The following is a 21,334-nucleotide window of genomic DNA, read 5'->3' as shown; positions in this document are numbered from 1 at the left end:
ATTATTTATTTAAAGGGTTTTGTTAATGAAAAATTGATTGCAAGAAGTGATATTTTTGTTCTTTTTGTTATAAAAAACATAAATATGTGTATGGGATATTTAAAAAAAAATTAAATTTGTTGAAACAAAAATATTATGAGAAGACATCTACCGCTTTGTTTATTTTTTTTAGTCATTTCGACTTTTTTATTTTCACAAACCCAATATCCCAGAAAACCAGTAAGGGAGCAAAGTACTGCTCAATCCAGAAGAGCTGGAGCCTTTATTGACGTGAATGCTGCAGGGTATTTGGAGACCAATTATAGTATAGAAAAATTAGTAAAGGATGTACTAATCTCATCGGGAACCAATACTTGTGTTACTCCAAATGTAACCAATGTAAAGATTACTCCTAACCACGCGGTAGGGGATGCAGATAGAGCTTGGGGATACTATCATAAGGCAGCTACTAATTTTCCTTTCAAGGATGGGATTATACTTTCTACCGGATTTGCAAGAAGAGCCGGTAATAATTTTGAAGGAGCTCTTGATAATGTTAATGGAGGTGGATCTGATGCAGATTTAGCGCAGATTATTGGGGTAGTAGAAACTAAGCTTAATGATGCTGTACTTCTGGAGTTTGATTTCGTACCTACCACTTCACAGATAAAATTTAATTACCTGATAGCATCTGAGGAATATACAGGTTCATTCCCTTGTACCTTTGCGGATGCTTTTGCTATATTACTGAGACCTACTTCAGGTGGACCTTACGTAAACATGGCTGTATTACCCGGCGGGGCAGGACCGGTGAGTATTACGAATATTCACCCTGCAATCGGATCAAGCTGCGGGGCTGTTAATGCCCAGTATTTTGGTGGATACAATACAGCGAACGTTGAAACGAATTTTAATGGAAGAACAGTTCCGCTTACAGCTATTGCAGATGTTGTGGCGGGACAGCAATATCATTTCAAAATGGTAATTGCCGATTATAGTGACCATAGTTATGATACTGCCGTATTTTTGGAAGGAGGGTCTTTCAATATTGGAGTAGACCTATTAGGCCCTGGAGGCGCAAAATTGCCTTCTGACATTAATGTCTGTGATAATGTACCTCAGGTAATTACGGCTTCTGTAAGTGACCCTAATTTAGTTTACCAATGGTATTACAATGGTACTCTAGTACCTAATGCTACTACCAATACAATTACAGCATTGCAGCCGGGAACTTATACCATTGAGGTGAGTGTACCAGGAAATCCATGTCCGGGGAAAGCTTCAATTGAAATTCACGGAGGAACAACTCCGCAGGCAAATGATGCAACAATGCTACTTTGTACCACTCCGGATATTACAACCTTTGATTTAAGTACAATCAAACCGTCTATCAGTCCAACTCCTGGTGCCGTTTTCAAGTTTTATGAACAACAGGCAGACGCGCTTGCACAAAACAACAATAACATTCAAAATATCTTGAATTACAACGGTAATGATGGTCAGATTTTGTATGTAGTGGTTTCAAATGGTGGTTTCTGTAGCAAAATGATTGAATTGAAACTATTGAAAGAAGCAACGCCAACAACAAAGGTGAAAGCTTCAAGTATAAAAATATGTCCGGGAGAAACTGTAACGCTTACAGCAGAAGGTGGAGACACTTATTTGTGGAGCAACTTCCCGGGAACAGGCAATATGCAAGATGTTACTTTATATCAGAGTACCACATTTACAGTATATGCCATTGGAGCAAAGGGATGTAAGTCTCTTAATCCTGCAACAATAAGAATAGAAGTAACCCCAGAAATCACAACACCTTTAACAGACGTTGAAATTTGTGTTGGAGATCAGGCTACTCTTGATGCCGGAGCAGGACCTAACTATAAATACCTATGGAGTACTGGTGCGACTACTCAAAAGATTAATGTAAATCAGTGGGGAATTTATACTGTTGAGATTGATAACGGATTCTGTAAAAAGAGTTTCCCGGTTAAAGTAATGGGAGCTGCAACACCTTATGTAATTGGATTAGACTACGAGAGTACTAAAAAGACATTGACAGTGATGGCAGAAAACCCACCAATGAACAATACACCAAGTAGCCTTGAATATTCTATTGATAACGGAATTACATGGCAGCAGTCCAACACATTCACAGGTCTTTTAGATAATACAAACTACACGATTCTGGTAAGAAGAGTAGGAACTCATTGTGTAGGAACCTTTGATTTCTTTACATTACAGATTAATAATATCATTACGCCTAATGATGATGGTATTAATGATGTGTTGGATCTGAAAGCTCTTGGTCAGTTTAAAAACTTCACAGGATCTATTTATGACAGATATGGAGTGGAAATGTTCAAGTTTTCAAAAGAAAATCCAACTTGGAACGGAACAGTAGCAGGCAAGAGATTACCTTCAGCAACCTACTGGTATAAGTTTAATTTTGAATATCCAAAATCAAAAACTCAGATGAACTGGTCCGGATGGATCATGTTGAAAAACAGAGAATAAAAAAAGTAAAGCCTTTCAAATACAAGGCTTTACTTATAAAACTATCACAAAAAAAGCTCCTGATAAAGGAGCTTTTTTTATTACATGTCTATTGGTTTTCTTTCCAAAGATTTGCAAAATGAATGAAATCAGAGACACTCAGTTCTTCTGCTCTTTTGTCTAAAAACTCATGGCCTTTTAAAGCTTCAGGAATAATTAAAGACTTCAATGCATTAGAAAGTTTCTTTCTTCTCTGGTTGAATCCTGTTTTTACAATTTGCTTAAAGAGAACTTCATTACCAGCCAAGCCTTCCTTAGGATTTCTTGTCAGCCTGATAACACCGGACTTTACTTTTGGCGGTGGGTTGAATACATTCTCATGAACGGTAAACATATAAGATACATCGTAGTAAGCCTGTATAAGAACCGAAAGAATACCGTAATCTTTAGTTCTTGGCACTGCAGCTGTTCTTTGTGCAACCTCTTTCTGGAACATTCCCACCATTTCAGGAATCATTCCATAATGATCCACAATCTTGAATAATATCTGTGATGAAATATTATACGGGAAATTACCAATAATGGCAATCTGTTCATCCTTGATAAAATTAAAATCCTGTTTCAAAAAATCTCCTACAAAGGTATCTTCTGTAACCTTAGAATAGTTGTTTTTCAGATACTCGATGGATTCTGTATCAATTTCTGCAAGGTAAATGGTTTGGTCCTTTTCAAGAAGATATTTGGTAAGAACCCCCATGCCGGGACCTACCTCCATAATATTATTATAGTTCTCAAAACTAAGACCTTCTACTATTTTTCTTGCGATATTTTCATCTGTCAGGAAGTGCTGTCCAAGATGTTTTTTTGCTTTTACACTCAAGGTTTTTTATGATTTTATTAACAATGATTTTCTTTATTTCGTCCCAAATTTCGGAAGATTTTTTCTATTTTAGCCAAAAATTTTAATATTAATGGCTAAATCTGTAGATGAATTTAATAAGAAAAGGCTTCGGTCCAGCAATATTACAGTAGTGATAAGTATTGCCTTAGTGTTATTTTTGTTGGGATTAATGGGGCTTATTTTAATCAATGCCCAGAAATATTCCGACTATATCAAAGAACAATTGGTGGTGAACGCCTACTTTGATGAAAATTATGACGCTAAAGACTCTGTAAAAATTGTAAAACTAGAGGAAGAAACTTTTAAAAAGGTACAGACCTTAGCTCCTGTAAAAAAAGCAACCTATATTTCAAGAAGTATGGCTGCTAAGGAAGCCAAAAAAAGTATGGGGATTGATAGTGATGCCTTGTTTGAGGAAAATATTTTCCCTTCATCCATCGAAGTAGCTTTAAAACCTGAATATGTAGATCCGGCAAAAATTGATGAAGCCATCAAGGTCATCAAATCTGTTCCGGGGATTATAGATGTTAAAAATGACAGTACCTTAATGGTAGATGTTTACAACAACCTGAGCAGGATCTTAAAATGGATTCTAGGATTCTCAGTGTTGTTTTTAGTATTGGCTGTTGTATTGATCAACAATTCAATCCGTCTGAAAATATTCTCCAAGAGATTTATTATTAAAACCATGCAGCTGGTAGGGGCAAAAAGGAGATTTATCCTTAAGCCGTTTATCATTGAAGCAATTATTTTAGGAGCCATCGGTTCTGCTATTGGTCTTCTTGCATTAGGTGGTGTCTGGTATTATTTCACAAGCCAGATTGGCTCAGCTTTCGTACAGGACAACAATCAGTACTTCTGGTTAGTTATCTTAGTATTAGGAGTAGGAATCTTTATTTCTGTCTTAAGTACTATTTTCGCTACATGGAGATTCTTAAAATCAAACGTTGACGATTTATACTACTCTTAAAAATGAGCAAAAAAATAAATAAAATTTCCGCTTCAGATTTCGGAAACGAAACAAAAGCAACACCGGAAAATGTGTTCTATTTTGGACAGCAGAATTTCAAATGGATGTTGATAGGATTAGCATTTATTGTTGTTGGGTTTCTCCTAATGATGGGACCTGATGCTAATACTGTAGATGGTAAATTTGACCCGAATTCATGGAATGACGGTATTTTCTCCATCAGAAGAATCAGAATAGCTCCGCTATTTGTTGTAATAGGTTTTGCAATAGAAGTATACGCTATTTTAAAAAGAAAATAAATACAAATTATATTTAGAGATTAAGAGATTAGGAAATTCAGAATACATATTCTGAAGATCCGGATCTCTTAATCTTTTAATTTTTTAAAGATTATGGATTTAATCAAAGCAATCATTATTGCCATTGTAGAGGGATTAACAGAATATCTTCCTATTTCTTCTACAGCACACATGGGATTTACAGCAAATCTTATGGGACTGGAAGAAACAGAGTTTTTGAAAATGTTTCAGGTTTCCATTCAGTTTGGAGCCATCTTATCTGTCGTTGTTGCCTATTGGAAAAAGTTTTTTGATTTAAATAATATTCAGTTTTATTTTAAGTTAGCTTTTGCAGTAGTTCCTGCATTAGTATTAGGATATTTATTCGACGATAAAATTGAAGCTATTCTTGGAAATCAGATTGCTATTTCTTCAGTATTGGTATTGGGTGGTGTTATTTTACTATTTGCCGACAAATGGTTTAAGAACCCTAAAATTGATGATGAAAAAGGAATTACAATAAGAAAAGCTATAACCATAGGATTCTGGCAATGTCTTGCAATGATGCCGGGAACAAGCCGTAGTGCAGCTTCCATTATTGGAGGGATGACACAAGGGCTTACCAGAAAAGCGGCAGCAGAATTTTCTTTTTTCCTTGCTGTTCCTACTATGCTTGCTGTAACTGTATACTCTGTTTTTGTGAAAACATGGGGAAAAGAAACGGCTAATCCTCAGAAAGGATATGAAATGATTATGGCTTCACAGGATCATATTATGATCTTTGTAGTAGGAAATGTAGTAGCATTTATTGTAGCACTTATTGCCATCAAGGCTTTCATTGGTGTACTTAATAAATATGGTTTCAAACCTTGGGGGTGGTATCGTATTTTTGTAGGGGTAGCTTTACTAATCTATTTTTATTTCTTTAAATAAAAAACATTCATTATATCCATTCATGACTGCTGAAGAACTGAAATCAGGACACATATTTTTATTGGATAAGCCTTTGGACTGGACCTCTTTCCAGGCTGTCAATAAAATGAAATATAAACTTAAAAGGGAATTTGATCTTCCCAAAAAATTTAAAATCGGCCATGCCGGAACTCTGGATCCCAGAGCAACAGGTCTTTTGATCGTATGCTGTGGAAAATTCACTAAAAAGATTCCTGAAATACAGGATGCTCCTAAGGAATATTGGACAGAGATCAAAATAGGAGTACAAACAGAATCTTATGATACTGAAAAGCCGGAAATTCTTCATCAGGATATTTCAAATATCACCGAAGATCAGGTAAAGGAAGTTCTGGAAAAGTTTGTTGGTGAAATTGAACAGAAACCACCGGTTTATTCCGCGATAAAGATTGATGGCGAAAGAGCCTATAATCTGGCAAGAGCAGGAGAGGAAGTGGAAATGAAGTCCAGAAAGACAACTATTCATTATCTTAAAGATGTTACAATAGATTTTCCTTTGATAAGCTTTACAGTAGGCTGTTCAAAGGGAACCTACATCAGAAGTTTAGCTCATGATATAGGGCAGGAACTGGGAGTAGGTGCCTATCTTACACAATTAAGACGAACAAAAATTGGCGATTACAAGATTGAAGATGCTACAGATCAGTTTTTAAATAATGATTTTAGATTTCTGGAATCATGAAAATAAAACTATCTTTTCTCTTATTAATAGTACCCTTTTTTAAATTCTTTTCTCAAGATACAGAAACTGGAAAGCCAAAAATGGATTTTTATTTCAATCCATCCCTAAATGTTGGCTTTAATATTAATAATAAGAGTGAAACTAGTAATTCGCAGTACATTGAACCCAAATCAGTATTAGGAAAATTCACTTACGGTATCACAGCTATTGGAGGATATAATTTTCTTCCTAACTTTGCTATAGGAACCGGATTGAAATATAGCTTTATACAAGATAATTATCACCTAATTTATTGGGTTATACAGCCAAAAATTATTTTTTCTCCAGGAGACCGTCCTTTTTATATAGATATTAATTACGGAAAACAGCTTAATCATTCTGCCATTTCAGATACTGAGTTTTGGGGTGGAAGGTTGGGAATGCAGGTTTCCTATTCAAAAAGGCTGAGCCAGGAGGGAGGAATTGTTTTTGAATCACACAAATTGAAAAATGGAGCTGATGGCTTTTTCATCGGATTAAGCTACGGAGTTACTATTTTCAGTAATAAAAATTATACCGGTTACGGACAAGACTAATGGAAAAGACACGTATCAATAAATATTTATCAGAAGTAGGTTACTGTTCAAGAAGAGCAGCAGATAAACTATTGGAAGAAGGCAGAATAAAGATTAACGGTAAGATTCCTGAACTGGGAACCAAAGTTTCTGATGATGACTTGGTAGAAGTAGACGGAAAACCTGTAAGAGAACCTCAGGAAACCCCCGTTTATATTGCTTTCAATAAACCTGTAGGAATTGTTTGTACTACAGATACTAAACGTGAAAAGAATAATATCGTAGATTATATTAACTATCCAAAAAGGATTTTCCCGATCGGAAGATTAGATAAGCCAAGTGAAGGACTTATTCTTTTAACCAATGATGGTGATATCGTAAATAAAATTCTACGTGCCAGAAACAATCACGAAAAAGAATATCTGGTACGAGTAGATAAGCCAATTACCCCGAAGTTTTTGGATAAAATGAGAAACGGAGTTCCTATCCTTGATACGGTAACCAAAAAATGTGAGGTAGAGAAGATTGATGAAATGAATTTCAGGATTATTCTTACCCAAGGACTTAACAGACAGATTCGTAGAATGTGCGAATATCTAGGCTACGAAGTGAAAAAGCTAAAGAGAATTCGTATCATGAATATGAAACTAGATCTCCCGATAGGAAAATGGAGAGATCTGACAGACGAAGAACTTAATACTCTAAATGATTTGCTGGAAGATTCTAGCAAGACAATCGACTAGGACAAATAATATACCTTACCATTTTTACTTTCATACTTTCTAGTACAAACCACTGGGAATGTAATTAAATTGTAGTTATTTGATGATTTTTCACGTAGTAGTGTAATATATTTTATTTTTCACAAAAAATATATTACATTTACAATAGACACAACTATAACTTGAAAATCATGAAATTAAAATTTAATACAGTTCTTTTATTTGCTATTTTGGCAATGTTTACTAATTGTCAAAATGATAATCATAATGGTGAGCAGCCACATGATTCCTCCTTTTACATTGATTACAGAAGTTTAAATGGATTATCAGACGGAATTGCTGTAATAGAGCTAGATCCCGAAGCCCCAAATTTTGGAAACATTAGTAGTAAACTAGAATTGGGTATTGGTGTATTACCACATCACCTTTATTATAATAATAATGCAAAAAAATTATACACAACTGCTTTAGGGGGTAGCTATCTCTATGAGGTGAAAACAGGAGTAGATCAAAATGGGTTGCCAAAATTAATTAATTCGACACCTATTGATACAGGTGAAAATACTGTAGGCGAAAATTTATTTTTCACCAATGACGGAAGATATTTTATGACCTTTATGGGGGGAGCAGGAGGCCCAAAAGATGGTAGTATCGGTGTTTTTAATGCCAATAATAATCAGCTTATCAAAACGATTAAAGCGCCCATTCAAGACAATCCCAATAAGTTTATAATGTACCCGCATGGTATTTCAATTAATGAAGATAAAGGATTAATGATGGTAACTTCAACCATTCATCCGGATCTTACTACCGGAGTAGGAAATACTTGTACTTTATTAGATCTAAATACCTATGAAATAAAGGAAACTTATCAGATAGCAGACTCACCAACAGATATGTCTGCTCCTGTTGAGACTTTATTATTACGAGGGAAATTTCCACAATATGCTCTTGCTACAACCATGCTTGGAGGTGATATTTGGATTGCTCCCTACAATGCTACAACCAAAAAATACGATGCTTTTAGTAAAGTATTTGACGGTAGCACACAAGGTTTAGGCTGGACTCTTGAAATGTACATTGACGATACAAACAAACTTTATGTGAGTTTTGCAGATCCCGGAAAAGTGCTTGTCTTTGATTTAAGTAATCTTCCTCAACTAAAGCTGTTGAAGACTTTTAATGCTGATAAAGGAGCCCATCATATGGCTTTCTTCAAAACCAAATCAGGAAAAGAAGTGGTGGCGGTACAAAATAATTTACTGAATATACCTAACTTAAATTCCGGAACGATTAATATAATTGATATCAACACCGGGCAAAACTTAGGGACTGTCAATTTACGTACCCGATACGGAATACTTCCAGAATCAATTGAAGGAACCAATGGTCCCAGCAACTATATGCATCACTAAAATTTAAAATAATATTCCCGGTGATCAACTATTCCAAAAAACATCTAACTTTTTGGAATAGTTTTTACCGGATATAAATTGATATCTGAAATTCAATTTTCTATCTGCATCCAAATTATTTTACGTATAATTTCATCCTTTCCTCATACTCCGGTTTTAATTTTAAAAACTTCCAGATCTTCTTGTCATCAGGATAGGTGGTTCGGTAGAAGATGATTTTATCAGCAGAATATTTAAAATAAGGATGATCTTTCAACCATTCCTCGGGAGCTTCAGTTAAAGAATATTTTGGAACTGTTGAAGCATCCAATGGGGCTATGGAGATTAACTTTTGAACCAGATCTTTATCAATATTATAAGTGGTTAAGATTTGTTGTTTATTCACGAAACCTCTCAATTTCTTTCTAAAGCCAATAATTGAACCGGCACTTTTTTCATCCAGTCCAAACTCTATAAGTTGTTTAAAGGTAATTGTATTAAGATCAGTTTTTGAAAAATCTGTTTTTTCCTGTTTCACTTCCACAGGGTTGAGCTTAATATAAGGTCGTAGTTCCTGAAACTTCTCTGCAGAAATAACAAAACATTTCTGTATATCTTCTAGATTTTTAAAGCTGCCATCTAGATTTCTGTCACGGTAATTCACAATGGTATTAGCTTGCTTATCCGAAAAACCTAATTCTTTCCAGCCATCAATATTCATGCTGTTGGGGTCAAAAGGATGATATTGTACCTTTGTTTTCTCAGGATAGTTTGTACCGAAAGTCTTAAACTTTTCAGGTGTTTTTAAAGGTAATAGTAGGTAAGGTTCCATCTTCCTGTAGTTTTCCGGAGAAATAATAAAACATTCTTTAAACTTCTCTTTACTTACAAAACTTCCTCCAAGATAACTTTTGTATTTCAAAATAGCTTCAGACTGCCGTTCACTAAATCCCATTTTGATCCAATCATGAGAGGAGAATGAGTCAGGATTAAATTTTCCGGAAACAGAAATTTCTTTCTTTTCAAAATGATTAGAATACTTGGGGTTATTTATTTTACCGGCATCAGGAAGAAGGATAAAGGATTCCAGTTCTTTAAATTTTTCCTCTGAAATTGCATAACATTTCTTCAACTGTTCTTTTGAGGTAAAAGTTCCACCCACCACATCCTTATATTTAAGAATCGTGATTATCTGTTTTTCAGAAAACCCAAGCTTCCCCCATTGCTCTTTATCTAAGATATTAGGATCAAAATCTGATATGTTTTTAGGAATCGAAGATCCGGCAATAAATTTTATATCAGGGAGCGGGTCTCTGCTTCTGCTGGTATATTTCTGAAAAACCAATAGGATGGTCAGTAAAATAACCATAAAAGCCAATTTTTGGTAATAGTTTTTTCTCATCATATGGTAAACATATTGATAAAAACAAAACGGGGCAATGGCGAAAGGTAAATTGGTTAATTTTAGGATATAAAATAAGTGTAATTCATTTAGAATTAAACTTTTATATCCTTAATTTAGAATTGTTTAAAGATAATCTGAACTAAAAAAGACCAAAGAATATCCTTATTTCAATATTTGAACTTAACGAATTATTCAGAATCTCTTTCTCCTAAAGACTCTTTCAATTTTAAAAGTTCAGCTTTAACAAATTCAAGACGATCAATGATGGTAATTGTTTCGGAAATTTTACTATTAGTAGTTAAAGCAATTCGTGCTCCATCCAGAGTATATCCCTTTTCTTTTACCAAATGGTAGATCATTTGTAGGTTTTTGATATCTTCAGGGGTGAAGTATCGGTTTCCTTTTCTGTTTTTTTTAGGCTTAATGATAGGAAATTCCTGTTCCCAATAACGTATTAATGAAGTATTTACATCGAATGCCTTGGCCACTTCTCCTATAGAGTAATACAGTTTATCAGGTAAGTTTATTTTCATTTTAATGACTCCTAAACCTCAAAGATAAAAATTTTTTAAATCATCCTCCAAATATATCTTTCAAAGTATTAGAAAGGTTTTAGTTTGAAATATTGATTTTTTTATTCATAATTATGTGAAAAAAACTTAATATTTATTTTTTTTATGTAATTTCGTGAAACACAAAACTTATTATGATATGAAACATTATTTCTTTATTCTGACACTGATGATTCCATTTTTAGGGTTTTCTCAGTGGACAAGAACTGAGCTTAGGTCTCAAAAAGTAAAAAAATCACAAGAAAAATTAGAATTTGCAGGGCTTTACACACTGAATACAGATCAGCTTAAGCAAGCCTTAAAAAATGCACCAGCGCGCTTTTCAAATGACAAAGGAGTTGTGGTTACACTTCCTATGTCTAATGGGAGACTGGAGAAATTTCAGGTTTGGGAGTTTTCCAATATGGCTCCGGAATTACAAGCCAAGTTTCCTGATATTAAATCTTATGTAGGAACAGCATTAGAAGATCCTACCGTATATTTAAGATTCAGTTTATCTCCGGTTGGGTTTTCTTCTATGATAACTCGTTCCGGTATATCAGAATTTATTGAACCTTATACAGAGGACAGAACTGTTTATGCTGTTTTTGATTCCAATGCAAGAAGAGGACAGGATAAAGAGCCTTTTGAATGTGCTACACCCAGCAAGCAGGAATTAAACAAATCTGAAAAAAAAAACGATGCTGCCAATAGAAGAACAGCTGGGTTTAATATTTTCAGGCTTGCCATTACCTGTACAGGTGAATATGCACAGTATCATCTGACGGCTGCGGGAACACCTGCTACAGCAACGGAAGCAGAGAAGAAAGGGGTGATTTTAGCAGCTATGAATGCTTCTTTAACACGTTTGAACAGTGTTTTTGAAAAAGATCTTTCTTTTCATTTTAATCTGGTTGCTAATAATGATGCTATAATTTATATAGATCCAGCTTCAGATCCTTATACCGCATCAGGTGAGCAGAACCAAGCGGGCCAGACTACGATTACCAATATTATTGGTGCTGCCAATTATGACATGGGGCACATTTTTGATAGAGAAGACGGAAATGGATATGCTCCCGGAGATATTTGTGACGATGCTTCTAAGGCTATGGGATGGACAGCTAGTAATTTCCCTGAGGGAGATGGCTTTGATATTGACTATGTAGCTCATGAAATGGGACATCAACTAGGTGCTAATCATTCATTCAGTTATAGTACAGCATCAGGGAACCTAGCTTCATTGGTGGAACCGGGTAGTGGATCTACTATCATGGCCTATACAGGAATTACAGCTAATTATGATGTGCAATTCAATTCCAATGATTATTTTCATGGGTTTAGTGTACAAGAGATCAAAGACAGAATAAATAGTATTGCCTGTGGTGTAAATACTCCTTTTTCGAATCCTGCACCATCGGTGAATGCCGGAGCGGATTATACCATTCCAAAATCTACTGCATTTGTACTTAAAGGTACTTCAACAGATGCAAATACTGCTTCTTATACTTATACATGGGAACAGATGGATTCAGGTTCTTCTCAGACCGGATCTAATTCAATTCCTTATCTAAATAAGCCAACGGGTCCTACGTTCAGATCTTTGAACCCAGTGAGTACTCCCGTAAGATATTTCCCTGACTTTAATAAAGTTTTAGCAGGTGTCCTTAATACAAAATGGGAAACTGTTTCAGGAGTAGGGCGAAACCTTAACTTTGCATTGACTGTAAGAAATAATAGTATTGCAGCTCCCCAAACAAGTAAGGATGCAATGTCAATAGTTGTAGATGCGGCCTCAGGACCATTTAAAGTTACTGCTCCTGCATTTGGACAGTCTGCAACTTCAGGTTCAGTATTTAATGTGGTATGGGATGTAGCTAATACAACCCAGGCACCTGTAAGTACAGCTAACGTAAATATCAAATTATCTAAAGACGGGGGACAAACCTTTACTACTATTGCAGCCAATACACCTAATGACGGAAGCGAACAAATTACGATTCCGGCAGGTTCTACTTCTGCCAATGCATTTATTATGGTAGAAGCAGTAGGAAATATTTATTATGCTGTAAGTCCTAGCTTTGTGATTGATTATACAGTAGAGGGGGAAGCATGTACAACATACACTTATGGAGGTCCTGTTGTTGCTATTAAAGATGGTCCCGGAGGAAACGCTGCTATTGCATCCCCTCCAGTTTCCGCTCCATTGACAGTTAATAATCCAGGAATCATTACTAAAATTAAAGTAACACCTTCCATTACACATACCTATGTAAAAGACCTGTCAGTTGGAATAGAAGGACCTATGGGAACATCTGCTCTTGTCTGGAACAGACAATGTACTTCTCAGGATAATATCATTGCGACTTTCAGCGATGCGGGAGCTGCAGCGACTTGTGCTACACCTATTCAGGGAGAAGTGAAGTCTAATGAAGCACTTGGGATTTTTATAGGGCATCCTGCACAAGGACAATGGAAGTTATTTGCTTCTGACAATTATACGGGAGATGTGGGAAATATTAATGGTTGGAGTCTTCAAGTATGTACCCGTACTACTCAGACTTTAGGAACCAAAGAAGTTTCTTCTCCTTTAGCAGATGATATTAAAATTTATCCTAACCCAACTGATGGCAAATTCTTCATCAAATCTCAAAATATAAAAGGAGAATTGAAAGTAGTAATGTTTGACTCAAGTGGAAGATTAATTTATTCTTCAGCTTATCAAAGCGAGGGTAACAATACGAAAGAATTTAATGTAAATGTACCTAAAGGAGTATATGTAATTAGCATCAACTCTTCAAAAGGAATATATAACAGTAAATTGATTATAAAATAAGAATCATTAAACTTTATAAAAGAGGATCGGCGGCAGTCGGTCCTTTTTTTATGTCGAAACTTGTCATTTGACTTTATTTATAGTACTTTTATACATCATTTAATCAATTATTTTCCTCATTAAAACATAGGATGAACTCTATTTCCGTTCTTCATATTGATCTTTTTCAGAGTGGTAAGAATCCTTCGGATTTTTATTTTAATACCATGAAAAACCACTTGGTTGTGGGGCATAGGCATATAGAAAAGCCTCACAGGCATGATTTTTACGCAGCAGTTCTTTTTACAGAAGGGAATGGTGTTCATGAAATTGATTTTCAAAAATATGAGGTTTCAGAGGGAAGTCTTTTCTTTCTGTCACCGGGACAAATTCATAGCTGGGAACTTTCTGCAGATATTGAGGGATATATTTTCTTTTGTTCGCAAGAGTTTTATGAAATGCATTATGTAAATCAGAAGCTGAGGAATTTTCCTTTCTTTGGATCTGTATCTTTTCCAAGAAAACTTCAGCTGAATGCTTTAGAATTGAAAGAAAATATTCATCTGTTTCAGGAACTAGGCAAGGAGCATCTTTCTAAAAATATCATGAAGAATGGTCTTATCTTGTCCTTAATGTCACAAATCTTTATTAATGCAACACGATTGTTTTCAAGGGATTTTGATACATTGGCATCCACAGCGGGGCTTTCTTACTTTAAACATTATCAGGATTTTGAAAACCTTGTTGAACAACATTTTACAGAACATAAATCAATAGCTTACTATGCAGATTTATTGGGAATTTCATCGAAACATTTGAACAGAATTGTACAAACGGTGGTTCAGAAAACAGCTACAGAAGTCATTACAGAAAGGGTAGTGCTGGAAGCTAAAAGAATGTTGATGTACCTTGATGAAAGCCTTGTTGAAATCGCTTTTAGATTAGGCTATGAAGAATATTCCTACTTTGTAAGAGTCTTCCGGAAAAGCTCCGGAATGACCCCTACTCAGTTTATGAGGAAATATAAGGCTTAAGGTTTCAATGGTTCAAGTTTCTATCCGGTCTATAGTACTAATTTAAATGGCCCTTCAAAAGTAGTTTCAAACGAATCCACCAGTTTTCCCTGTTCGTCAAAAACACCAATGACCATATTTTGCTTAGAGAATTTAATTTTTTCTTCGGGGAAAGAGATATTGATATTTCCTTTCAGGATCTGATCTCCTTTCAAAATAATTTTTTCAGAACCAAAATAGGTAATCTCTGCATCTTCAGGACTAACGACTTTAATTGTCAATACCTTTTTCTCATTAGATTTATTCAGAAGAGTGTAGATAAAAGTATTGGTGATTTTACCATTTTTAATAAAGAATGTAGAGCCTGCAGGCTTAATGAACTTAGCTTCCATAGATCCACGGTCATACATTAAAAATCCAAGGAATCCTATCAGTAGAGCTAGAATTAATGTGGTAGCTTTCATTCTTGGCGTAAAACTGAATTTCTCACGATTTTCAATTTCAGCTTCCGTTGCGTATCGGATAAGACCTTTAGGCATCCCTACTTTTTCCATTACTTCATCGCAGGCATCAATACATGCGGTACAGTTAACGCATTCCAATTGCTGTCCGTGTCTGATATCAATTCCGGTAGGGCATACTACAACACATTGGTTACAATCAATACAGTCACCTTTTCCTGTGGCCTTTCTGTCTTCATTATTTCTCCATTTTGAACGGTTTTCTCCTCTTTTAAAGTCATAATATACATTAATCGTCTGCTTGTCGATAAGTACCCCTTGAAGTCTTCCGTACGGGCAGACCAAAGTACAAACCTGCTCACGAAGCCATGCAAATACAAAATAGAATGTCATGGTAAAAAATATCATGGCTGTAAACTTAAGGGAATTTTCAGTCGGGCCTTGTGCCATAATACGAAAAACGTCTTCATACCCTACAATGTACATAAACATGAAGTGAGAAATGATGAGTGAGATCAAAAGAAAAACAGACCATTTTGTTAATCTTTTTCTTATTTTTTCAGCATCCCATTCCTGTCTTTCCAGTTTCATCTGCTTGTTTCGGTCTCCTTCGATCCAATATTCTATCTTACGGAATACCATTTCCATAAATAAGGTTTGTGGACAAAGCCAGCCACAGAATATTCTTCCGAAAACCACAGTAAACAACATCACGAAGATTACCGACGTTACAGCTCCTAATGCAAGAATAAAAAAGTCCTGTAGATAAAAAGACTGCCCAAAGATAAAGAACCTCCCATCAATAACATTAATGAGCAGAAAAGGATTATTATTGATTTTTACAAAAGGCAATACAAAGAATAAAGCAAGTAAAGCATAGCTGGTGTAATTTCTGTAATTGGTGTATTTACCTTTGGGTTTTCTGGGGAATATCCATTTTCTTTTTCCATTCTCATCCATTGTTCCCACTGAATTTCTGAAATCTTCATTTTCAATTTCCAAGGATTTGGTGTTGTTGGACTCTGCGCTCATTATCGTATGCTATAAAAGTATTTTGGTAATATTTTTCATCCAGATCAGTCTTGTTTTTACAACTTTTTCTAGATAAAAAAAACTTACTGATTCTGTTACTGCAAAGCTCTGAATTATATTGATAAACTACTAATATGATCTACTTCAAAAATAGGACAATTGGGACATTGGTTGTTGAACGGATTAATATTTCAAAATGAGAAAATATTTTTGAAACCCATTAAGCATGTCGTAAATTGCAGGCTTAAAAATGAAGTATGAAGAATATCTGTAAAATAGGACTGATTGGTTTGGTTTTCGCATTAGTAAACTGCCAATCAGTAAAAAGTAGTAAAATGTTTTATGGAGGAGTAAAACCGGAAATGGTTTCGGATAAGTTTAGCTTTACAGAAGGTCCATCAACGGATAAAGAAGGGAATGTCTATTTTACGGATCAACCCAACGATAAAATCTATTATTGGGACTGGAAAACCAATAAGGTAATAGAGTTTTTAGACAAAACGGGACGTGCCAACGGAACCCATTTTGATAAGGATGATTTTCTAATTACCTGTTCAGATGACCATGGGGAAATCTGGAAAATATCAAAGGATAAAAAAGTAGAAGTTTTGTTTAAAGGCTTTGAGGGAAAAAGACTCAACGGGCCCAATGATGTTTGGAATGATTCCTTTGGAGGAATGTATTTTACAGATCCTTTATATGAGAGAGAATATTGGGTAGATTTTAAGCAGGAGATCCCAAATAAAAGTCTCTATTACAGAAATAAAGCCGGTAAGATTACGAAGTTGGAAACATTCACACAACCCAATGGAATTGTAGGAAGTGAAACCCTGAAAAAACTATACGTTTCAGATATTGACGCAGGAAAAACTTATGTTTATGATATTTTAGGAGAGGGAAAGTTATCGGATAAAAAGCTATTCTGTGAAATGGGTTCAGATGGAATGACTCTGGATAAGCATGGAAATCTTTATTTAACCGGAGATGGAGTATCTGTTTTTGACCGTTCCGGAAAGAAAATTTATCACATTTCTATCCCTGAAAAATGGACGTCTAATGTAACTTTTGGAGGAGAAAATAATGATGTCTTATTCATTACTGCTTCAAAGTCTGTTTATACTTTTCCGACTAAAGTAAGAGGAGTGAAGTAAATAGGTTGAAATATATATCACAAAAGCCACAAAGTGTTTAAACATTTTGTGGCTTTTGTGATATATAAAGATATTGCTGTAGTTTTAATAAGCAACTTCCATTTTTATTTTCTTGCCTTTCAGTTTTTCATTCTGAAGTTTTCTTAAAAGAGCATTCACTTTATTTCTTGAAACCGCTACATAAGAGGTCGTATCTTTCACTTCAATAACGCCAACATCTTCTTTCTGTAGTTCTCCTTTTTTAAGGAGGTATCCTACAATGTCAACCTTGTTTACCTTATCTTTTTTTCCGGCACTGATATAAATGGTTTGAAAAGGTGTTTTCTCAGGAGCTTTATTGAATCCTGCAACACTTTCTTCAGGAGTATTGTTTTTGATGAATGGGAAATTTTCTTCCGCAGTCATGATCAGGTAAGCAAAACCTTTTGCATTCATTCTGGCAGTACGCCCATTTCTATGGATGAAAGCATCTTCTTTTGGAGGTAGCTGATAATGAACAATAGATTCAACTTCAGGAACGTCTAATCCTCTTGAAGCCAGATCTGTTGTGATTAAAATCCTTGCAGAATCATTTCTGAATTTCAGTAAGGCGCGCTCTCTTTCATCTTGTTCCATTCCGCCATGAAATGTTTCTCTATCAATTCCTTTTTCACGTAGAAGTTCAGAGATCCTGTCAACAGCTTCACGGTGATTACAGAAAATCAGTGTTCTTTTGTTTCCTATTTTACAGATCAAATTAAAAAGGGTGTCTAGTTTCTCTTCAGAAATAGTCATTACTTTTCGCAATTGAATATCTGGTTTTACTTCACTTAATTTTAGAAAATCAACAAGTTTTTCATTTTTTAGGCCGGTAAACTTTGGAATTTCATCCATCGTTGTTGCAGAAGTAAGAATGCGTTGTGATAATCCTTTCAGAGAATTGGAAATATATTCCATATCTTCATGGAAGCCTAATTCTAAAGCCTTATCGAATTCATCAAGAACTAAAGTCTGAATTGTTTTCGGATCAAAATTATTATTTCTTAAATGATAAACAACCCTTCCCGGAGTTCCTATTAAAACTGCAGGAGCTTCAATTAAATTATTAACCTCAATCTTTTTATCATGTCCACCATAGCATACGGAAACCTTAAAGTCTGATCCCATGGCTTTGAAAACCTGTTCAATCTGTAGGGCTAGTTCTCTTGCAGGAACTAAAATTAAAGCCTGAATTCCTGAAGTGTCTTTTTTCAGATTTCTAAGAACAGGAAATAAAAATGCGAGTGTTTTCCCTGATCCTGTAGGAGAGAGCAGAACAACGTCTTGTTGGTTTTCTGTAGCTTTATAGGTAGATTTTTGCATCTGATTCATATCCTGAATCTGCAGTTTTTGATAAATTGATTGTAGTTCCATGGTGCAAAGATAATGATTTTAGGTGGTAGGTTGCAGATAGTAGTGACAGGTAATGGGTTGTATAAATTAGTACGACTTTATTTCATATCCTATATATATTAGGTATTAAAATAACATTTAAAGGGTGAAAAATCTGATGAATGGTATACGGTATCTTGCTCCTTGTTTCTTGGTTGATCTAATAGTATGTGTTGACTTTCAGTTATTTATGGAGTAATTTCATAAATAGAAAATCTTTGGTTATCTCAAATAAAAATTATACCTTTGCATCCACTTTTGTGGCGAAAAGGTTTGATGAGTAAAATACTTATAATTAATTACTTCCGTATTTTTTAATCCGCATTTATTCAAACCGTTAAAAAAGAAGGAATACAAATTTTATTAGAAAATGTCAAAAGAGACAAATTCAGCAGAGGTTTTATTAAACCAAAACGTAACTCCAGAACAATTTGATTGGGATTCATTTGAATCAGGTCTTGATGCAGATGCGAGAAAAGAAAAAAGTGATTTAGAAGAAATCTATAACGGATCTCTTAACAGCCTAAACGATAATGACGTTTTAGTTGGTAGAGTTGTAAGATTAACTGATAAAGAAGCTATCGTAGACATCAACTTCAAATCTGAAGGAGTTATCTCTCTAAACGAATTCCGTTACAACCAAGGCCTAAAAGTAGGTGACGAGGTAGAAGTAATGGTTGACAAGAGAGAAGACAAAACTGGTCAATTACAATTATCTCACAGAAAAGCTAGAACGCTTAAAGCTTGGGATAAAGTAAACGAACTTCACGAAACTGGAGAAATCGTTAACGGTTTTGTTAAATCTAGAACTAAAGGTGGTATGATCGTTGACGTTCACGGAATCGAAGCATTCTTACCTGGTTCTCAAATTGACGTTAAGCCAATTAAAGATTACGATCAGTTCGTAGGAAAAACTATGGAGTTCAAAGTTGTGAAAATCAACCCTGAGTTCAAAAACGTAGTTGTATCTCACAAAGCATTGATCGAAGCAGATATCGAAGGTCAGAAAAAAGAAATCATCGCTCAACTTGAAAAAGGTCAGGTTCTTGAAGGTACTGTTAAGAATATTACTTCTTACGGTGTATTCATTGACTTAGGAGGTGTAGATGGATTGATCCACATTACAGACCTTTCTTGGTCTAGAGTGAACCACCCATCTGAAATCCTAGAGGACGGACAGACTGTAAAAGTTGTAATCCTTGATTTCGATGATGAGAAAACAAGAATCCAATTAGGTATGAAGCAATTAGAAGCTCATCCTTGGGATGCTCTTTCTGCTGACATGAAAGTTGGAGACAAAGTAAAAGGAAAAGTAGTAGTTCTTGCTGACTATGGTGCATTCGTAGAAATCGCTCCAGGTGTAGAAGGATTAATCCACGTTTCTGAAATGTCTTGGTCTACTCACTTAAGATCTGCTGGAGATTTCGTAAAAGTAGGTGATGAAGTAGAAGCTGAAGTATTAACTTTAGATAGAGAAGAAAGAAAAATTTCTCTTGGTATCAAGCAATTGTCTAAAGATCCATGGGAAAACATCGAAACTAAGTATCCTGTAGGATCTCAGCATGTAGGAACTGTAAGAAACTTCACTAACTTTGGTGTATTCGTAGAGTTAGAAGAAGGTATCGACGGATTAATCTACATCTCTGATCTTTCTTGGACTAAGAAAATCAAGCACCCATCTGAGTTCTGTGCAGTAGGTGATAAATTAGATGTTGTAGTTCTTGAATTAGATATCCAAGCTAGAAGATTATCTCTAGGTCACAAGCAATTGACTGAAAACCCATGGGATAAATTCGAAACTAAATATGCTGAAGGAACTATCCACGCTGGTAAAGCTGTAGAAGTTCACGATAAAGGAGCTTCTGTACAATTCGAAGATGCTGAGGTTGAAGCTTTCTGTCCTTCAAGATTATTAGAGAAAGAAGATGGATCTAAAATCAAGAAAGGTGAAGATGCTCAATTCAAAGTAATTGAATTCAACAAAGAATTCAAGAGAGTTGTAGTTTCTCACACAGGTATCTTCAGAGACGAAGAAAAGAAAAACGTTAAAGAATCTTCTTCTAGAAACGTATCTTCTTCTTCTAACAACGAAGAAAGATCTACTCTTGGAGACATTGATGCATTAGCAGAGTTGAAAAGAAAAATGGAAGAAGGTAAATAATCCTTAAACCATTTATAAATAGGGAGCCGCTCATTTGAGCGGCTTTTTTTTGTTTTTTATTGTAAGAAAGTTAATCTATGGAATAGCTATCATTTACAGGTAGATTTGTAACCCAACATTCAGAATTTTAAACTTGAAATGAGTGTAAAGATTTGAAAAGCGTCTTGAAACTTAAATGAAACATTATCAAAACTTAAACTTTTTCTTGGGTAGAAATATTAGAAGTTAAGCAAATAAATAAATTCAGAATTGTAGCTAAACATCCTATTGTAGGCATACTATTGAATTTCTCTTCTTATGATTGTGAAATATTAAATAATACTTAAACATTTGTTTGGTAATTTTATTAATTTATTTTTAAATTTAAGTTAATTAAAAACACTTTTATTT

General features: G+C 34.9%; 17 protein-coding genes. 12 read left to right on the top strand and 5 right to left on the bottom strand.

The window, feature by feature from the left end; translation table 11 throughout:
• The first annotated feature begins 135 nt into the window (after positions 1 to 135).
• Positions 136 to 2,493 carry a choice-of-anchor L domain-containing protein gene (locus C1638_RS08780; protein ID WP_109620115.1) on the top strand — a complete coding sequence of 786 codons (2,358 nt, stop codon included), beginning with the start codon at positions 136 to 138 and terminating at the stop codon, positions 2,491 to 2,493.
• A gap of 88 nt (positions 2,494 to 2,581) precedes the next feature.
• Here C1638_RS08780 and rsmA read toward each other — a convergent pair whose 3' ends face one another.
• Positions 2,582 to 3,352, bottom strand: coding sequence for a 16S rRNA (adenine(1518)-N(6)/adenine(1519)-N(6))-dimethyltransferase RsmA (gene rsmA / locus C1638_RS08775; RefSeq protein ID WP_109620113.1), 771 nt, complete (start codon positions 3,350 to 3,352; stop codon positions 2,582 to 2,584).
• Between the two features lie 91 nt (positions 3,353 to 3,443).
• Between rsmA and C1638_RS08770 the strand changes: the two genes are divergently transcribed.
• The 7 genes from C1638_RS08770 (at position 3,444) to C1638_RS08740 (ending at position 8,966) form a co-directional block, all read left to right on the top strand.
• The gene (locus C1638_RS08770; protein ID WP_109620112.1) at positions 3,444 to 4,343 is read left to right on the top strand and encodes a cell division protein FtsX; all 900 of its coding nucleotides are present in this window, start codon (positions 3,444 to 3,446) and stop codon (positions 4,341 to 4,343) included.
• A gap of 2 nt (positions 4,344 to 4,345) precedes the next feature.
• Complete coding sequence (locus C1638_RS08765; RefSeq protein ID WP_109620110.1) at positions 4,346 to 4,642, top strand: DUF3098 domain-containing protein; 297 nt, start codon at positions 4,346 to 4,348, stop codon at positions 4,640 to 4,642.
• Positions 4,643 to 4,735: 93 nt separating this feature from the next.
• Positions 4,736 to 5,554: an undecaprenyl-diphosphate phosphatase gene (locus C1638_RS08760; protein WP_109620108.1), complete on the top strand. Its 819-nt coding sequence runs from the start codon at positions 4,736 to 4,738 to the stop codon at positions 5,552 to 5,554.
• A gap of 22 nt (positions 5,555 to 5,576) precedes the next feature.
• A complete protein-coding gene (truB, locus tag C1638_RS08755) occupies positions 5,577 to 6,275 on the top strand; it encodes a tRNA pseudouridine(55) synthase TruB (RefSeq protein ID WP_109620106.1) in 699 nt (232 codons plus the stop codon).
• An 80-nt stretch (positions 6,276 to 6,355) separates the two neighbouring features.
• Entirely contained in the window at positions 6,356 to 6,850 is a 495-nt protein-coding gene (locus tag C1638_RS08750) for a hypothetical protein (protein ID WP_123838362.1), read from the top strand.
• Positions 6,850 to 7,572 (top strand): 23S rRNA pseudouridine(2604) synthase RluF, encoded by a 723-nt coding sequence (gene rluF, locus C1638_RS08745; protein ID WP_109620102.1) that lies wholly within the window; start codon positions 6,850 to 6,852, stop codon positions 7,570 to 7,572. The genes C1638_RS08750 and rluF overlap by 1 nt, the downstream gene beginning before the upstream one ends.
• 170 nt (positions 7,573 to 7,742) lie before the next feature.
• Complete coding sequence (locus C1638_RS08740; protein WP_109620100.1) at positions 7,743 to 8,966, top strand: YncE family protein; 1,224 nt, start codon at positions 7,743 to 7,745, stop codon at positions 8,964 to 8,966.
• Between the two features lie 115 nt (positions 8,967 to 9,081).
• Here C1638_RS08740 and C1638_RS08735 read toward each other — a convergent pair whose 3' ends face one another.
• Together C1638_RS08735 and C1638_RS08730 are read right to left on the bottom strand one after the other, a co-directional pair.
• Complete coding sequence (locus C1638_RS08735) at positions 9,082 to 10,314, bottom strand: helix-hairpin-helix domain-containing protein (protein ID WP_228428089.1); 1,233 nt, start codon at positions 10,312 to 10,314, stop codon at positions 9,082 to 9,084.
• 224 nt (positions 10,315 to 10,538) lie between these two features.
• Positions 10,539 to 10,883 (bottom strand): MerR family transcriptional regulator, encoded by a 345-nt coding sequence (locus C1638_RS08730; RefSeq protein ID WP_109620096.1) that lies wholly within the window; start codon positions 10,881 to 10,883, stop codon positions 10,539 to 10,541.
• 178 nt (positions 10,884 to 11,061) lie between these two features.
• On the opposite strand from C1638_RS08730, the gene C1638_RS08725 reads away from it, so the two are divergent.
• Both C1638_RS08725 and C1638_RS08720 read left to right on the top strand, forming a co-directional pair.
• Positions 11,062 to 13,737: a zinc-dependent metalloprotease gene (locus tag C1638_RS08725; protein WP_109620094.1), complete on the top strand. Its 2,676-nt coding sequence runs from the start codon at positions 11,062 to 11,064 to the stop codon at positions 13,735 to 13,737.
• A 131-nt stretch (positions 13,738 to 13,868) separates the two neighbouring features.
• Positions 13,869 to 14,750 carry an AraC family transcriptional regulator gene (locus C1638_RS08720; RefSeq protein WP_109620092.1) on the top strand — a complete coding sequence of 294 codons (882 nt, stop codon included), beginning with the start codon at positions 13,869 to 13,871 and terminating at the stop codon, positions 14,748 to 14,750.
• A 29-nt stretch (positions 14,751 to 14,779) separates the two neighbouring features.
• Here the strand turns inward: C1638_RS08720 and ccoG are convergent, their stop codons facing one another.
• The gene (gene ccoG, locus C1638_RS08715; RefSeq protein WP_109620090.1) at positions 14,780 to 16,222 is read right to left on the bottom strand and encodes a cytochrome c oxidase accessory protein CcoG; all 1,443 of its coding nucleotides are present in this window, start codon (positions 16,220 to 16,222) and stop codon (positions 14,780 to 14,782) included.
• Positions 16,223 to 16,479: 257 nt separating this feature from the next.
• On the opposite strand from ccoG, the gene C1638_RS08710 reads away from it, so the two are divergent.
• On the top strand, positions 16,480 to 17,373 hold the full coding sequence (locus tag C1638_RS08710; protein ID WP_109620088.1) for an SMP-30/gluconolactonase/LRE family protein: 894 nt from the start codon (positions 16,480 to 16,482) through the stop codon (positions 17,371 to 17,373).
• Positions 17,374 to 17,457: 84 nt separating this feature from the next.
• Here the strand turns inward: C1638_RS08710 and C1638_RS08705 are convergent, their stop codons facing one another.
• Complete coding sequence (locus C1638_RS08705) at positions 17,458 to 18,765, bottom strand: DEAD/DEAH box helicase (protein WP_109620086.1); 1,308 nt, start codon at positions 18,763 to 18,765, stop codon at positions 17,458 to 17,460.
• A gap of 388 nt (positions 18,766 to 19,153) precedes the next feature.
• Between C1638_RS08705 and rpsA the strand changes: the two genes are divergently transcribed.
• A complete protein-coding gene (rpsA, locus tag C1638_RS08700) occupies positions 19,154 to 20,944 on the top strand; it encodes a 30S ribosomal protein S1 (protein WP_076353893.1) in 1,791 nt (596 codons plus the stop codon).
• Positions 20,945 to 21,334 lie beyond the last annotated feature (390 nt).

The organism is Chryseobacterium oncorhynchi (assembly GCF_002899895.1).
In the GTDB taxonomy this organism is placed as follows: Bacteria; Bacteroidota; Bacteroidia; order Flavobacteriales; family Weeksellaceae; genus Chryseobacterium; species Chryseobacterium oncorhynchi.
This window is presented reverse-complemented; position numbering and strand designations above follow the sequence as displayed.